The 14,666-nt window shown below is 69.5% G+C and carries 16 protein-coding genes; 8 read left to right on the top strand and 8 right to left on the bottom strand.

Features of this window, described 5'->3' with window-relative positions:
• The first annotated feature begins 6 nt into the window (after positions 1-6).
• The 4 genes from EV138_RS36320 to EV138_RS36305 all read left to right on the top strand — a co-directional run bounded on the left by EV138_RS36320 (position 7) and on the right by EV138_RS36305 (position 2,564).
• Positions 7-243 carry an Lrp/AsnC family transcriptional regulator gene (locus EV138_RS36320; RefSeq protein ID WP_026163142.1) on the top strand — a complete coding sequence of 79 codons (237 nt, stop codon included), beginning with the start codon at positions 7-9 and terminating at the stop codon, positions 241-243.
• Positions 222-704 (top strand): DUF3515 domain-containing protein, encoded by a 483-nt coding sequence (locus tag EV138_RS36315; protein ID WP_133985242.1) that lies wholly within the window; start codon positions 222-224, stop codon positions 702-704. The genes EV138_RS36320 and EV138_RS36315 overlap by 22 nt, the downstream gene beginning before the upstream one ends.
• Positions 705-936: 232 nt before the next feature.
• Entirely contained in the window at positions 937-1,353 is a 417-nt protein-coding gene (locus tag EV138_RS36310; protein WP_133985240.1) for a YciI family protein, read from the top strand.
• Positions 1,353-2,564 carry an RNA polymerase sigma factor gene (locus tag EV138_RS36305; RefSeq protein WP_133985238.1) on the top strand — a complete coding sequence of 404 codons (1,212 nt, stop codon included), beginning with the start codon at positions 1,353-1,355 and terminating at the stop codon, positions 2,562-2,564. The genes EV138_RS36310 and EV138_RS36305 overlap by 1 nt, the downstream gene beginning before the upstream one ends.
• A 1-nt stretch (position 2,565) precedes the next feature.
• On the opposite strand, the gene EV138_RS36300 is transcribed toward EV138_RS36305, so the two are convergent.
• Both EV138_RS36300 and EV138_RS36295 read right to left on the bottom strand, forming a co-directional pair.
• The gene (locus tag EV138_RS36300) at positions 2,566-3,687 is read right to left on the bottom strand and encodes a D-alanine--D-alanine ligase family protein (RefSeq protein WP_202867114.1); all 1,122 of its coding nucleotides are present in this window, start codon (positions 3,685-3,687) and stop codon (positions 2,566-2,568) included.
• 45 nt (positions 3,688-3,732) lie between these two features.
• Positions 3,733-4,938, bottom strand: a complete 1,206-nt coding sequence (locus EV138_RS36295; protein WP_133985234.1) for a cytochrome P450 — start codon at positions 4,936-4,938, stop codon at positions 3,733-3,735.
• A 145-nt stretch (positions 4,939-5,083) separates the two neighbouring features.
• On the opposite strand from EV138_RS36295, the gene EV138_RS36290 reads away from it, so the two are divergent.
• Genes EV138_RS36290 through EV138_RS36280 form a run of 3 tightly spaced genes read left to right on the top strand, consistent with a single transcriptional unit; the run spans position 5,084 to position 7,450 of the window.
• Positions 5,084-5,716 (top strand): TetR/AcrR family transcriptional regulator, encoded by a 633-nt coding sequence (locus EV138_RS36290; protein ID WP_133985232.1) that lies wholly within the window; start codon positions 5,084-5,086, stop codon positions 5,714-5,716.
• Between the two features lie 31 nt (positions 5,717-5,747).
• Positions 5,748-6,854, top strand: coding sequence for a trans-sulfuration enzyme family protein (locus EV138_RS36285; protein WP_133985230.1), 1,107 nt, complete (start codon positions 5,748-5,750; stop codon positions 6,852-6,854).
• Complete coding sequence (locus EV138_RS36280; protein ID WP_133985228.1) at positions 6,851-7,450, top strand: nucleoside deaminase; 600 nt, start codon at positions 6,851-6,853, stop codon at positions 7,448-7,450. The genes EV138_RS36285 and EV138_RS36280 overlap by 4 nt, the downstream gene beginning before the upstream one ends.
• Here the strand turns inward: EV138_RS36280 and EV138_RS36275 are convergent.
• Together EV138_RS36275 and EV138_RS36270 are read right to left on the bottom strand one after the other, a co-directional pair.
• Positions 7,417-8,634 (bottom strand): MFS transporter, encoded by a 1,218-nt coding sequence (locus tag EV138_RS36275; protein WP_133985226.1) that lies wholly within the window; start codon positions 8,632-8,634, stop codon positions 7,417-7,419. The genes EV138_RS36280 and EV138_RS36275 overlap by 34 nt on opposite strands.
• Entirely contained in the window at positions 8,631-9,434 is an 804-nt protein-coding gene (locus tag EV138_RS36270) for a DeoR/GlpR family DNA-binding transcription regulator (protein WP_133985224.1), read from the bottom strand. The genes EV138_RS36275 and EV138_RS36270 overlap by 4 nt, the downstream gene beginning before the upstream one ends.
• Positions 9,435-9,542: 108 nt before the next feature.
• Here EV138_RS36270 and EV138_RS36265 point away from each other — a divergent pair, with 108 nt between their 5' ends.
• Entirely contained in the window at positions 9,543-10,721 is a 1,179-nt protein-coding gene (locus EV138_RS36265) for an MFS transporter (RefSeq protein ID WP_238158608.1), read from the top strand.
• On the opposite strand, the gene EV138_RS36260 is transcribed toward EV138_RS36265, so the two are convergent.
• The 4 genes from EV138_RS36260 to EV138_RS36245 form a co-directional block, all read right to left on the bottom strand.
• A complete protein-coding gene (locus EV138_RS36260; RefSeq protein ID WP_133985222.1) occupies positions 10,718-11,545 on the bottom strand; it encodes an SMP-30/gluconolactonase/LRE family protein in 828 nt (275 codons plus the stop codon). The two genes, EV138_RS36265 and EV138_RS36260, sit on opposite strands and share 4 nt — an antisense overlap.
• Positions 11,546-11,625: 80 nt before the next feature.
• Positions 11,626-12,450, bottom strand: coding sequence for a class I SAM-dependent methyltransferase (locus tag EV138_RS36255; protein ID WP_133985220.1), 825 nt, complete (start codon positions 12,448-12,450; stop codon positions 11,626-11,628).
• Between the two features lie 81 nt (positions 12,451-12,531).
• Positions 12,532-13,539 (bottom strand): sugar phosphate isomerase/epimerase family protein, encoded by a 1,008-nt coding sequence (locus EV138_RS36250; RefSeq protein ID WP_133985218.1) that lies wholly within the window; start codon positions 13,537-13,539, stop codon positions 12,532-12,534.
• A gap of 9 nt (positions 13,540-13,548) precedes the next feature.
• Positions 13,549-14,646 (bottom strand): Gfo/Idh/MocA family protein, encoded by a 1,098-nt coding sequence (locus EV138_RS36245; protein ID WP_133985216.1) that lies wholly within the window; start codon positions 14,644-14,646, stop codon positions 13,549-13,551.
• Positions 14,647-14,666 lie beyond the last annotated feature (20 nt).

Here is a 14,666-nt window from a genome sequence, read left to right as displayed (position 1 = left end):
AACGACGTGGTGGTCCAGGCCTACATCCTGATCCAGACCGAGGTCGGCAAGGCTGCCGATGTCGCAGCGCAGATCGCCGAGGTCCAGGGCGTCACCCTGGCCGAGGACGTCACCGGCCCGTACGACGTGATCGTGCGCGCCGAGGCCCGCAACGTCGACGAGCTCGGCAAACTGGTCGTGGCGAAGGTGCAGAACGTCCCCGGCATCACCCGCACGCTGACGTGCCCCGTCGTCCACATCTGACCCCGATCAACCGCGTTCTCGCCGTCGTCGCCGGCCTCCTGCTGCTGACCGCCTGCAGTCCGGACCCGGTGCGGATCGCCGTGCCCGAACCGGCGCCTGAGGTGGCTCAGGTGTGCGACGCCTTGATCAAGGGGATGCCCGCCAAGGTGCTCGACGGGAAGCGGCGCAAGACGGAGCCGCCGAGCGCGCTGACCACGGCGTACGGGGATCCGCCGATCGAGGTGACCTGTGGGGTCGCGCCGCCGGCCGGGATGGCCGAGGCGCAGTCGCAGTGCTTCGAGGTGAACGGCGTCGGCTGGTTCGCCAAGGAGGTCGGCAACGGCGTCATCTTCACCACTATCGGCCGCAAGGTCTACCTCGAGATCGCCGTGCCCGCGAAGTACAAGCCCGAGGCCGACGCCCTCACCGACGTCTCCGACGCCGTCAAAGCACACAACACCCTGATAACTCCCTGCACCTGACCACCACCAGCCGCCCTTTTGGTCCAACCCGAAGGGAAGGCGTGGGGCGGGAACTCATCACCCCCTGCACCTGACCTCATCAACCTAGAGGCAAGGCGTGAGGCGGGAGCTGATCACTTCCCACACTTGATGCTCTGAAAGTTCCTGGGGAGGGCGTGTCCGGTTCTGGGTGGGGTCGTCGACGTAGCGGGTGAGAGGCACCAGAGTGGTGCTCTGACGACGGGAGCAGCAGATGAAGTACATGATCCTGACCTACGCCTCGCAGGTGGACTACGACGGGATGGCGGGGAAGGACACCGGCAAGCCCGCGTGGAGCGCGGAGGACTTCGCCGCGATGGGCGCCTTCATGCAGAAGTTCAACGACGAACTGTCCGAGTCGGGTGAGCTCGTCGAGACCCGGGCGCTGGCCGCACCGGTGCTGACCAGGCGGCTCGGCTCGAAGGACGGCGCGTCGGTGGTGACGGACGGCCCGTACGCCGAGACGCAGGAGGTGCTGGCCGGGTACTGGATCGTCGAGTGCGACAGCTTCGATCGGGCGACCGAGATCGCCGGCCGGCTCGCCGATACCCCCGCTCCGGAATCCGTCCGGGCCACCGCGTACGCCGACATCCGGCCGATCGTGGAAGGCCAGGAGGACCTGGCCGGCTGATGCCCGAGCCGGCCTCGGAGGAGCTGCTGCGGGAACTGGCGCCGCAGGTTCTTGGGGCGTTGGTCCGTCGGTATGGTCATTTCGACACGGCCGAGGACGCAGTGCAGGAAGCGTTGGTCGCCGCGACTCAGCAGTGGCCCAGCGAAGGCCGTCCCGACAACCCGCGGGCTTGGCTGATCACCGTGGCCTCGCGCCGGTTGACCGATCTGCTCCGCAGCGAGCAGGCCCGGCGTCGTCGCGAGGACACGGTCGCCCAGTGGACGATGGTTCCGGCCGAGCCGGTCGCCGACTCGGACGACACCCTCATCCTGCTCTTCCTCTGTTGTCATCCGGCACTGTCCGCGGCTTCCCAGATCGCGCTCACCCTGCGAGCCGTGGGCGGTCTCACCACGGCCGAGATCGCCCGCGGATTCATGGTGCCCGAGGCAACGATGACGCGCCGGATCACCCGGGCCAAGCAGAGCGTGCGCGACAGCGGCGCCCGGTTCTCACTGCCCTCGAACCGCGTCGAGCGACTGGACGCGGTACTGAAGGTGATCTACCTGATCTTCACCGAGGGCTACGCCAGTACGACGGGGCCGAGCCTGCAGCGGGTCGAGTTTGCGGCCGAAGCGATCCGGCTCGCGCGACTGCTGCACCGACTGCTTCCCGAGGACAGCGAGGTGGCCGGCCTGCTTGCCCTGATGCTGCTCACCGACGCCCGGCGTCCGGCGCGGACCGGACCGGGCGGGGAGCTGATCCCGATGGCCGAGCAGGATCGCAGCCGCTGGCTCACGGCAGAGATCGCCGAGGGCGTCGAGCTAATCACCAAGGCGCTCCCCCGCGGACCGGTCGGGCCCTATCAACTCCAGGCCGCGATCGCGGCGGTGCACGACGAGGCAGCCTCGGCCGAGGAGACGGACTGGCCGCAGATCGTGGCCTTGTACGAAGTGCTGCTACGGATCACCGACAACCCGATGGTCGCGCTGAACCACGCAGTGGCCGTCGCGATGGCCCGCGGCCCGGCCGAAGGGCTGCAACTGCTGGAGCGGATCGAGGGTGACGAGCGGATCGCGGCGGACCACCGGCTGTTCGCCGTACGGGCTCATCTGCTGGAGTTGACCGGCGACCTGGCGGGGGCGCGGGCGGCGTACGTCGAGGCGGCAGCGCGGACGACCAGTCTGCCGCAGCAGCGCTACCTCAACGCCAAGGCCGCCGCCATCGCGCCCTGAGTCAGCGCAGGCCGGTTGGGCGAGTCAGGGCAAGGGCCAGGAGGCGGTCGACCAGGTCGCCATAGTCGATCCCGCTGGCTGCCCACAGTCGAGGAAACATGCTGTACGGCGTGAAGCCCGGCATCGTGTTGATCTCGTTGATGACGATCCGCCCGTCCTCGGTGAGGAAGAAGTCGACCCGGGCCAGCCCCTCGCCCTCGATCGCCTCGAACGCGGTCAGCGCCTGCGCCCGGATCTCCGCGGCAACCTCCTCCGGCAGTTCGGCCGGCACGCTCAGCGCGGCGTAGTCGACCTCCTCCGGCAGGTACTTGGCCTCGAAGTCGTAGAAGTCGTGCCCGCCACCGGTCAGCGTGATCTCACCGCACACGCTCGCCGCCGGATCGGCACCGTCCAGGCCACCGAGAATCCCGACCTCGATCTCGCGCGGGTTCTTCGCGGCCGCCTCGACGATCACCTTGGGATCGTGCGCGCGAGCCTCGGCGAGCGCGTCGTCCAACTCCTCGCGCGAATTCACCTTGCTGATCCCGAGACTCGAACCGCCGCGCGAGGGCTTCACGAACACCGGGTAGCCGAGCCGGTCGACCGCTTCCCGGCAGGCCTGCGGGTGCCGGGACCAGTCGCGCTCCCGGATCACGACGTACGGCGTGACGTCGAGGCCGGCCGCTGCCAGCACCACCTTCATGTAGTGCTTGTCCATCCCGACCGCACTCGCGAGCACCCCGGATCCGACGTACCGGATGTCCGACATCTCCAGCAGTCCCTGCAGCGTGCCGTCCTCGCCGAACGGGCCGTGCAGCAACGGGAAGACCACGTCGACCTCGCCGAGCGTGCTCGGCACCTGGTCCGGCGCGTGCACGACCAACTCGCGGCCGGCGCCGAACAGCACCGGCAGAGCGGTGACATCCACCTCGGGCAGCTTGCCGTTGGTGATCGACAGCCGCTCCGGGTCGCCGCTCTCCAGCACCCAGTGGCCGCTGGTGTCGATACCGATCGGGACGACCTCGTACTTGTCCCGGTCGATCACCTTCAGCACGTTCGCCGCGGTGATGCAGGAGACCGCGTGCTCGCTGGAGCGACCACCGAAGACGACGGCGATGCGGGGCTTTCTCGGTTCTTCACTCACCGAGCCGACGATAGCGCTATCCGCTCAGCACCTTCGCCCGGGTCGTCAGGCCTCCTCCCGGTCCCAGGTCACCGGCAGCGCGGTGACGCCGTACACCAGGGTGTTGTGCTTGAACCGGATCTCTTCGAACGGGGCGGCGAGCCGCAACGTCGGGATCCTGCGATACAGGCGGGTGTAGACCTCCTCCAACTCCACGCGGGCGAGTTGCTGTCCCAGGCACTGGTGTGGCCCGAAGCCGAAAGCAAGGTGCGCGGACGACTTCCGCGACAGGTCGAGCTGATCGGGGTCCGGGAACGCACGATCGTCCCGGTTGCCCGAGGACAGCGCCGCGATCAGGTACTCGCCGGCCTTGATCGTCTCGTCGCCGAGCGGAAGGTCTTCCGTCACGTGCCGGAACAGACCGAACTGGACGACCGAGAGGTACCGCAGCAGTTCCTCGACGGCCCTCGGCGCCAGGTCGGGATCGTTGCGCAAGGCATCCAATTGATCCGGCGCGCGGAGTAGCGCGAGGGTGCTCAGCGCGATCATGTTCGCCGTCGTCTCGTGGCCGGCGATCAGCAGCGTGATCCCGATCGTCACCAGTTCCTCCAGCGACAACGGCCGGCCCTGCTCCTCGGCCCGGGTGATCAGCCGTGAGAGCAGATCGTCCTCCCGCACGGCCTGCTTGGCCTGCACGAGACCGGCCATGTACTGGTTGAGTTCGTCGCTGACCCGCAGTACCTCCTCTTCCGGCCGATCGACCGCAACCAGTACGGCGCTGCGCTGCTGGAACTCCGCGCGGTCCGCATAGGGAACCCCGAGCAGCTCGCAGATCACCAGGGACGGGATCGGCAGCGCGAAGGCCTGGACCAGGTCGACCGGACCGCCGGCGGCGAGCATCGCGTCGATGTGCTCCTCGACCAACTCCTGGATCCGCGGCCGCAGAGCCCGCACGCGTCTGACCGCGAACTCACTGGTGAGCAGGCGGCGCAGATATGCGTGCCGCTCACCGTCGTTCTGCAGGATCGAGCCCGACTCGACCTCCCGCTCCAGGTCCGCTCCCGGGACGACGTGAGCAGACGGGGCCGACCGGGAGCTCACCCTGGCATCGGCGAGCACCTTGCGCACCTCGTCGTACCGGCTGACGACCCAGGCATCGACACCCGCCGGGGTGGACACCTTGGTGAGCCCGTCCTGGTGACGAAGGGCGGCGTACCCGGCGGGCGGGTCGAACGGGCACCCGGCCGGCCGTGCTGCGGGGAAGTCGGTCATGGCAGAACCCCCAGGAGTCAGAAGTTGACAGTGAGTGATTATGGAAGTGACTACCATATGATGGCTTGTGCCATATTTGCCTCTCCTCCGGGCGCGTCGGGGGCGTGTAGGCTGCCCGGCACGCTCGAGGAGGTTGGGGGTTCGGATGGGGCTGCGCGAGGTGAAGCGGGAACGGACCCGCCGGCTGATCTCGGACAAGGCGTTCGAGCTGTTCACCGATCGCGGCTTCGGCCGGACGACGGTCGAGCAGATCGCGGCGGCCGCCGAGGTCGGGCCCAGCACGCTCTACCGGTACTACCCGACCAAGGAGCGGCTCGTTCTGGAGTTCGTCGAGGGCAGTCTCTTCGAGGCGCTCGACTGGTTCCGCGAGCAGACTCAGCTGAGCCTGCCGGACGGTCTGCAAGGCGTGGTGGAGCGCGTGCTGGATCAGATGGAGAGCAATCCGGACCGGGTCCGGACGGTGTACGAACTGGCCGGGCAGACGCCCTCGGTGAGCGCGCACCTGGCCGACGTGATCTGGCGCTGGCGCGACGAACTGACCGCCGAGCTGACCACCCGCCTGACCGCCGACTCCTCGGACCAGCCGCTGGCCGGAGCTTCGGTCGCCTTCACCGCGGCACTCGCGGCCGGCATCACCATGAATGTCATCGAGGTGACCGTGCAGACCTGGGTCGACAACCCGGCCGGCACCGACGCCAAGGAACTGGCCCGCGAGGCGATGTGCCTCCTCCGCGGCGGCGGCATCCCCCTTCCCACCGTCGATCCCACCCAGCTCTAGGGCCGACGGCGCAGTTGGGGAGAATCCAGGCATGAGCCCTGACCTGGATCCCTCGACCGTCGTCGTGCACGCCGGCCGGCCCGCCCGTGTTCCGGACGCGCCGCTCGGCGAGTCGCCCGTGTTCAGCTCGACCTACATCGCGGGCGGGGATCGCGGCTACGGCCGGTTCGACAACGACGCGTGGGCGGCGCTCGAGACGACCCTGGGGCAACTGGAGGGCGGCCGCGGCCTGACCTTCGCCTCGGGGATGGCGGCCGCCGCGGCAGTCATGGACCTGGTCCCGGTCGGCGGTCGCGTCGTGGCACCCGCGCACGCCTACAGCGGAGTACTGGCTCTGCTCGATCAGCAGGCCGCGACCGGGCGCCTGAAGGTCGACCGGGTGGACATCGCCGACAGCGAAGCCGTCGCCGCCGCGGTCGCCGGTGCGGACATGCTGTGGATCGAGTCGCCGACCAACCCGGCGATGGAGGTCGCCGACCTGCCGGCGATCTGCGCCGCCGGCCGCGCGGCGGGCGCCACCACCGTCGTCGACAACACCTTCGCCACTCCCCTGCTCCAGCAACCGCTCAGTCTGGGCGCGGACATCGTGATGCATTCGGCCACCAAGTTCATCGCGGGTCACTCGGACGTTCTGCTCGGTGCCGTGATCACCGCGGACGACTCGCTCTGGACGGCCCTGGAACTCCGGCGCCGCAGCCTCGGCGCGATCCCCGGCCCGATGGAGGCCTGGCTGGCGCTGCGCGGACTGCGCACCCTCGCCCTCCGCCTCGACCGGGCCCAGTCGAACGCGGCCTTCCTCGCCGCCAAACTGCTCGAGCATCCGCGGATCAGCCGGGTCCGGTACCCCGGCCTGCCGGGCGATCCCGGCCACGCCCGGGCGGCCGCCCAGATGTCCGGCTTCGGCGCGATCCTGTCCATCGAGCTGGGCGGCGACGCCGAACGCGCTCAGCGGACCTGCGAGAACACGGCGCTCTGGGTCCACGCGACCAGCCTCGGGGGCGTCGAGTCGATGCTGGAACGCCGCCGCCGCTGGGCGATCGAGGTACCGACCATCCCCGACGACCTGATCCGCCTCTCCGTCGGCATCGAGCACCCCGACGACCTCTGGAACGACCTCGCCGAGGCCCTCGAGGCATGATCTGGGACAGGGTCTTCGAGCTCGCCTGGGAATCCCTGCGGGCCCAGAGCTATCCGGTCGGCGCGGTGCTCGTCGACCCGGCCGGCGAGATCACCCACTCCGGCCGCAACCGGGCCGCCGAGCAATCCGCGCCACCCGGCCGGCTCTTCGGTACGACGATCGCGCACGCCGAGCTCGACGTACTCGGCCAGTTGCCGCAGGCCGAGTACGACGGGCACACCCTCTACAGCTCGCTCCAGCCCTGCTTGATGTGCTTGACCGCGCTGCGGTTGGTCGGCATCAGCCAGGTAGTCCACGCCGGCGCGGATCCCTTGTGGAACGCGACCGACGACGTGCCGGCGGTGCTGCCGGAGCTGATCGCCGGGCAGTGGCCCCGGCGTACCGGTCCGGCCGACGGGTTCGCCGGCAGCTGGGGCTCGTTGCTGCCGGCGATGTGGCTGGTCGCCTACGATCCCGAATCGGCGGCGGAGCCGTCAGACTTGATGCCGTGGGCAACGATTGAGCGCGCGCGGAGGTGCGTGGCCGGCGGCGTACTGGAGTGCGCGTCGGCGAAGGAGGCTTATCAGCTCGCGGCTTCCTTGTCGCGCTCGGACTGACCCGATTTCGGTTTGAGGACGTCGGCGGCCGCGACGGTGAGGACGCAGAGGACGACCGGGAGCGCGAAAGCGGCGTTGAGCGGCATCCAGTGGGTCAGGCCGCCGATGATGGCCGGCCCGGCGAGCAGACCGACGTACCCGAGGCCGACCACCTTCGCCATCAGGGCGCCGGAGGCTCGGCGATCCAGGTTGCCCGCGGCGGTGAAGAGTTGCGGTACGCCGCCGGACAGGCCGAGGCCGAACAACGCCCAGCCGACCAGACCGACGGGGACCCACGGTACGAAGATCACCGTGGTGAGACCGAGGGCAGCCAGCGCCGCGCCGTACCGGACGATCGCCGCCGGGCCGATGAGTGCCGCGACGCGGTCGGTGGCGAACCGGCCGACCGTCATGGCGATCGCGAACGCGCCGTACGCGTAGGCCGCCGTACTGGCCGAGGTGTCGAGGACGTCCCGGAACTGCAGCGCGGCCCAGTCGTTCGCGACTCCTTCGGCGAGCATCAGGCCGAAAGCCAGCGCGCCGAGCTGCCAGACCAATCTCGCCGGCGGTTTCTGAGCCGGCACCGGGCTCGACTCCGCGGCCGGTTCCTCGTCGGCGGCCTCGATCAGGAAGCGCGCGGTGAGCAGGGAGACGACGATACAGATCGCGCCACAAGCACTCAGGGTGATCGCGGTGTCGACGCCACCGCGCAGCGCCGCCGCGCCGATCAGGGCGGCGAAGGCGCCGCCGATCGACCACATCGCATGGAACGCGGCCATGATCGGTCGCGGGTAGGCCCGCTCGACGACGACGGCATGCGAGTTCATCGCGACGTCGAGCGAGCCGTTGCCGAAGCCGAACAGAGCCAGCGTGAGGCCGAGCGTCCACCAGTTGCCGGCCAGGCCGGGACCGAACAGCGACAGGCCGAGGAAGATGCCGGCGGCCGGCACCAGCCGTCGCTGGCCGATGCGGTCGGCGAGCGGGCCGGCGATCTGCATGCCGAGGAAGGCCGCGCCGCCGAGGACGAGCAGGAGGAGGCCGAGGGTGCTGTGCGAGATGTTCGTGGCGCGTTCGACGTTCGGGATGTGGACGACCCACATGCCGACGGCGAACCCGTTCAGGCCGAAGTAGATCCAGGTGGCGATCCGGGCGGCACGTGGTGGTGATGAGGTTGCGTTCGCGGCGGTGGCGGGCGCGCTGGTCAAGACAGGGACTCCTGGAGTTCGTCGGCCTGGGCACCAGCGCGGTCGGCAACCTGCACCAGCACGCCGCGTTGGGCCAGTACTACGCGGTCGGCTTCGGGCGCGGTGGCGTCGGTGATGATCAGATCGGGTCGATCGGCTGGACAGATGTACGCGAGCGCGGCGCGATCCCACTTGGCGCCGTCCACCAGCACCATCGACCGGGTGGACACTGCCAGCGCCTGCACCTTCACCTCGGCATCGCCGAGGTCGAACGCGGTCATCCCGGCGTCCAGGCTGAACGCGCACGGGCTGAGTACGGCGACGTCGAATCGCAGCGACCGCAACGACGCGAGGGTGAGCGGCCCGACCATCGACAACTCCCCCGGCCGCGGCTCGCCACCCGGCATCAGCAGCCGCACGCCGGGTGCGCCGATCAACTCCTGTGCGACATGGAGCGACAGCGGCATCACCGTGACCACGCGATCCCTGAGCAGCCGGGCGACCTCCAACGCCGTAGTACCGCTGTCCAGTACTACGGTCTCGCCGTCCCGGATCTGCGCGACGGCAGCCGCCGCGATCGCCTGCTTCGCCTCCGTCGCGGCAGTGGACCGGGCAGCGAACGGCGGCTCGATCCCGGACGGCATCGTGGGCACCGCGCCGCCGTGGACGCGCTTGAGCACGCCCTGCGCGGCGAGGTAGTCGAGATCGCGTCGTACGGTCATGTCGGAGGCGCCGGTGGCAGCCACCAGTTCGCCGACCGCGACCCGGCCGGAACCCTGGAGACGCTCGATGATGACCCGTTGCCGCTCGGAGCTTCGCACTGTGAAAAACTAACATTGCTCTGATTGATCAAACAAACTCTTTGTTCATATGTTCACCCGGTGTGGTGATTCGCACAGCGGCGCCGGGTCAGTGAGGGGTCTCCAGTCGTGGTCGATGACTTGCAGGCGGTCCGCGAGGGCCAACTCGTCCGCCGGTCCCGGATCGCCGTCGCGGCGATCTTCTGTGTGCACGGGTCGGTGACCGGGTCCTTTGCGACCCGGGTGCCGTGGATCCAGGAACACGCCTCCGTGAGCGCCGGGCAACTAGGGCTCGCGCTGGCGTTTCCGGCGATCGGGGCTTCGCTGTCGATGCCGCTGGCGGCCCGGATCAGCCACCGGTTCGGCACCCGCGCGGCCCAGCGCTTCCTGATCGCCCTGTGGACCCTCGCGCTGATCCTTCCGTCACTCGCCACGAATCTGGTGACGTTGTGCGGCGCGCTGTTCGTGTACGGCGCGACCGCGGGGATGGCCGACGTCGCGATGAACGCGCTCGGGGTGGAGATCGAACATCGGCTCGGCCGATCGATCATGTCCGGGCTGCACGGGATGTGGAGCGTCGGAACCCTGATCGGTTCGGGACTCGGAACGCTCGCGGCCCACCTCGACATCAGCGCCCGACTGCACCACCTGGTGGCTGCGCTGACCCTGACGGTGCTCGGGGTGGTCGCTTCGCAGTACGTGCTGAACATCTATCCGGCCGAGGACGAGGTGGCTCCACCGCGGTTCGCGTTCCCGCCGAAGTCGGCGCTGCTGATCGGTGCCGTCGGGTTCTGCGCTGTCTTCGCCGAGGGCGCGAGCCTGGACTGGTCGGCGGTCTACCTGCGCGACATCCTGACCACCTCGGCCGCCGTCGCCGCGGGTGCGACGACGGGCTTCGCGCTCACGATGGCGATCGCGCGGATCGCCGGCGACGCGGTCGTCAACCGGTGGGGTCCGGTCCTCACCGTGCGGGTGAGCGGGGCCGTCGCGACGCTCGGTGGCGTCCTGGTCGTCGTCGCGCCGCATCCGGTGGTCGCGATGGCCGGCTTCGGCCTGCTCGGGCTGGGCATCGCGGTCGTCGTACCGCTGGCTTTCGCCGCCGCCGGCCATGCCGGGCCGAACAAGAGCCAGGCCATCGCCGGCGTCGCCACCGTCACCTACGCGTCCGGCCTGGTCGCGCCGTCCATCATCGGCGGCATCGCGCAGGCCACCGACCTCACGATCTCCTTCATCGTCGTCACCGCCCTGACGCTCGGCTTGGCTGCCTTCGCTCCCGTCCTGCGTCCTCGTACGGCCGCTCAGAGCTAAGGACGGCCGGCGTGGGGCGCTGCGGCGGGGTGGGTCAGGAGTTGGCCGGTGCGGGCCGGGCTGAACATGTTCTCGAAGCCGGCCCACTCGGCCGCGAGGATGTAGAGGGTGCGGCCGTCGTCACCACCCAGCATGCAGGCGAAAGCGCCACGGTCGAGCTTGACGGTCTGTAGCACCTCGCCGCCTTCCCGCACCCGCACGCAGTGCTGATTGGGCACATCGGCGTACCAGACGGCGCCCTCGGCATCCAGGCAGATGCCGTCCGGGTGGTTGCCCTCGCCGAGGTCGGCCCAGACGCGGCGGTTCGACAATTCGCCGCCGTCGCCGATGTCGAAGGCGCTCAGCCGGCAGCCGTGCGACTCCGCCACGATCAGCGTCGTACCGTCCTCGGTCACCGCCATCCCGTTCGCGAACAAGATGCCCTCGGCAACCTGACGGACCTGCCCATCGGGTGTCACCACCAGCACGACGCTCGGCTTGCTGAAGTCGAAGGAGCCGCCGTTGACGAAGACGTTGCCGCGCCGATCGACCACGATCTCGTTGCACAGGTCGGCGACCTCGCTCAGGTCGGCATGCTCGACCAGGGTTCCGTCGTTCTCCTGGCGTAGCAGGCGTGCGCCGGCGACGACCAGCAGCCGCCCGTCCGGAAGCCAGTCGATCGAGAACGGCAGCGTCTCCGGCGGAACGCTCGCCATCAGCTCACTCTTGCCGTCAGCGCCGACGGCCAGTACTTCGCCGGTCCCCCAGTTCGAGAACCAGAGCCGGTCGTCGTGCCACCTCGGCGACTCCCCGATCGCCAACCCGCCCAGCAACAACTCCGCCATCACAACTCCCTGGGTCACGGTGTCCGCTGTGGACACCTTCACCCCTGGTACGAAGCCGGGGCCGGCTTTTCGACATCGCGTCAGCTGCGGCGGGCGGTGGCGATCGTGTAGTCGGCGGTGAAGCGATAGCCGTCGGGGTCTTCGTTGACCGACAGTGCCGCGGCGAGCAGGCGGGACCAGAGTTCGGCGCGAAGCTCGTCGGCGTCGGGGCGCTGCGAGAGCGCCCTGTCGGCACTGACGGCCATCGGATGCGTCGCCGAGCGCTCCAGATACTCCTCCGCGGAAGCGCTCTCGAAGACCAGGCTCTTACGGTTCACCTCGACAGCGAACCCGTACGGCGCGAACGCCGCCCCCAATGCCTCGGGATCGTGCCAGGCAAGCGGCTTCGGCGTTCCGGCTCGTGAGGGCTCTTGTGATGCTGACGTGTTCGGTTGACCGAAGACCTCGCCCATGAACTTCGCGGCCGCAGCGTTCACGACGCTCATGCTTCCGCCGGGCGGCCACGCGGTGACGACGATCCGGCCGTCGGGCGCGACGACTCTGGTCAGCTCGGCGATCGCGGCCGCGGCGTCGGGCGCGAAGATCACGCCGAACACCGACAACACCACGTCGACCGACTGGTCCCCGACCGGAATGCTCGCAGCATCCCCGGCGAGGAAGTCGACGGTCAGGTTCTGTGCGGCTGCTCGCTCCCGGGCAACCGTCAGCAACCGGCTCGCCGGATCCACCCCGGTCGCCACCGCACCCCGAGCAGCAGCCGCCAGCGCCGCGTTCCCCGTCCCACACCCGACGTCCAGCACCGTCCGCCCCGCCAACGGCCCGGCCAGCTCAACCACCGCTTCGGACACCGGCGCCAGCAACTCCCCCGTCGGCTCATAGCTACCGACACCCCAGTCGATCTCCACGCCCCCACCTCTCGTCGCCCGGACGCCCATCATCCCCCCAGAACACCGGTCTGTGGCGAAGGCGTGGTCGACCGACCTGGGTTACTTGTCGGTGGCGAAGGCGTCGTCGAAGGAGCCCTCTGGTTTGTCGAAGGCGAGAGCCCGGATGACGTTGACGGCTTCGGCGGCGCCGGTCTTGCGTTCCATCCCGGCGTCCTCCCATTCGACCGAGATCGGGCCGTCGTAGCCGATCGAGTTGAGGACCCGGAAGCAGTCCTCCCAGTTCACGTCACCGTGACCGGTCGAGTAAAAGTCCCAGCCGCGACGCGGGTCGCCCCACGGCAGGTGGGAGCCGAGCCGCCCGTTGCGTCCGCCGCCGACCCGCATCCGGGTGTCCTTGCAGTCGACGTGGTAGATCCGGTCCTTGAAGTCCCACAGGAACGCGGCCGGGTCGATGTCCTGCCAGACCATGTGGCTCGGGTCCCAGTTCAGCCCGAACGCCTCGCGGTGACCGATCGCCTCGAGCGTCAGCGTCGTGGTCCAGTAGTCGTACGCGATCTCCGACGGGTGCACCTCGTGCGCGAACCGCACGCCGACCTCGTCGAACACGTCGAGGATCGGGTTCCACCGATCGGCGAAGTCCTGGTACCCCGCCGCGATCCGCTCGGCCGGCACCGGCGGGAACATCGCCACGTACTGCCAGATCGACGAGCCGGTGAAGCCGATCACGGTCTTCACCCCCAGCTTCGCCGCCGCCCGCGCGGTGTTCTTCATGTCCTCGGCCGCCCGCTGCCGCACACCCTCGGGATCGCCGTCGCCCCAGACCCGCGACGGCAGGATCGCCTGGTGCCGGAAGTCGATCGGGTCGTCGCAGATCGCCTGCCCGACCAGGTGGTTGGAGATCGCGAAGACCTTCAGGCCGTGCCGCTCGAGGATCTCGTGCCGGCCGGCGATGTAGTTCTCGTCGTCGATGGCCTGCTGGACGTCGAAGTGGTCGCCCGAGCAGGCGATCTCGATCCCGTCGTAGCCCCAGGAGGCGGCCAGGCCGCAGACCTCCTCGAACGGCAGGTCGGCCCACTGGCCGGTGAACAGGGTGATCGGGCGTGGCATGTGGAGCTCCTAGTGGTTCTCGACGGTGGTCCAGGCGCCGTCCGCGGCAGCGGACCGCAGTACGGCGTCGACGAGGCGGGCGGAACGGGCGCCGGCGGCGAAGTCGGGCAGGCCGTCCGGGTGGTCGTCGTCCCGCACCGCCGCGTAGGTGTCGGCGACGAAGGAATCGAAGGCGTCCTGATATCCCTGGGCGTGGCCGGCCGGCAGGCGGTTCACCCGCGCGGCGGGCGGGCTCAAGGTCTCGGGATCACGGGTCAGCAACTGGCTCGCGGCGCGCCGCCCGACCCACAACCGGTCCGGGTCCTCCTGGTCGAAGCCGAAGCTCGACTCGGTCCCGGAAACCTCCAGATACAAGCGGTTCTTCCGCCCGGCCGCGACCTGACTGACCACCACGGTGCCGATCACCCCAGCCGCGGTCCGGAACTGCGCCGACGCAAGATCCTCGGTCCGTACTACGGCGCCGCCGCGGGTGGCCCGGATCGTCCGCAGTTGCGCGCTGATCTCGGTGATCCGGTCGCCGGTGACGAACTCGGTCAGATCACACCAGTGCGAACCGATGTCGGCGAAGGCCCGCGACGGTCCGCCGGCCTCGTCGTCGACGCGCCAGTTCTGGTCGTTCTCCCCCGCCAGCCAGTCCTGCAGATAACTCCCGTGCAGGCTGGTGACCTGCCCGGCCTCGCCCTCCGCGATCCGGGTCCGCAACTCGCGGACCATCGGGTGGTAGCGGTAGACGAACGGCACGGTCGCGACGGCCCCGGCCTCCGTCGCCGCCGCGAGCAACCCGCTCGCGTCCTTGGCAGAAGTGGCCAGCGGCTTCTCGCAGATCACGTGCTTGCCCGCTTCGAGGGCTTGCAGGGTCACCGGCAGATGCGTGTTGTTCGGCGTACAGACGTGTACTACGTCGATGTCCGCGGCAAGCAGTTCGTCCAGAGTGGCGAACCCACGCGCGGCACCGGTGGCCCCGGCCGCGGCTTCTGCTCGCTCGGGACTCGAACCGACCGCACCCACGACGTCGGCCCCGGCCACCAAGGCGGAGCGGCCGTGCACCTGGCCCATGAATCCGCCGCCGACGATCCCGACCCGGAGCTTGCGCGCAGTGGTGGACACCCTCCGGACGCTATGGGACA

Source organism: Kribbella voronezhensis (assembly GCF_004365175.1).
In the GTDB taxonomy this organism is placed as follows: domain Bacteria; phylum Actinomycetota; class Actinomycetes; order Propionibacteriales; family Kribbellaceae; genus Kribbella; species Kribbella voronezhensis.
This window is presented reverse-complemented; position numbering and strand designations above follow the sequence as displayed.

Coding starts and splice junctions, on each gene's coding strand:
- EV138_RS36310 (WP_133985240.1), top strand. CDS start 937: ATGAAGTACATGATCCTGACCTACGCCTCGCAGGTGGACTACGACGGG.
- EV138_RS36305 (WP_133985238.1), top strand. CDS start 1,353: ATGCCCGAGCCGGCCTCGGAGGAGCTGCTGCGGGAACTGGCGCCGCAG.
- EV138_RS36295 (WP_133985234.1), bottom strand. CDS start 4,938: ATGACCGACTTCCCCGCAGCACGGCCGGCCGGGTGCCCGTTCGACCCG.
- EV138_RS36290 (WP_133985232.1), top strand. CDS start 5,084: ATGGGGCTGCGCGAGGTGAAGCGGGAACGGACCCGCCGGCTGATCTCG.
- EV138_RS36285 (WP_133985230.1), top strand. CDS start 5,748: ATGAGCCCTGACCTGGATCCCTCGACCGTCGTCGTGCACGCCGGCCGG.
- EV138_RS36280 (WP_133985228.1), top strand. CDS start 6,851: ATGATCTGGGACAGGGTCTTCGAGCTCGCCTGGGAATCCCTGCGGGCC.
- EV138_RS36260 (WP_133985222.1), bottom strand. CDS start 11,545: ATGGCGGAGTTGTTGCTGGGCGGGTTGGCGATCGGGGAGTCGCCGAGG.
- EV138_RS36250 (WP_133985218.1), bottom strand. CDS start 13,539: ATGCCACGCCCGATCACCCTGTTCACCGGCCAGTGGGCCGACCTGCCG.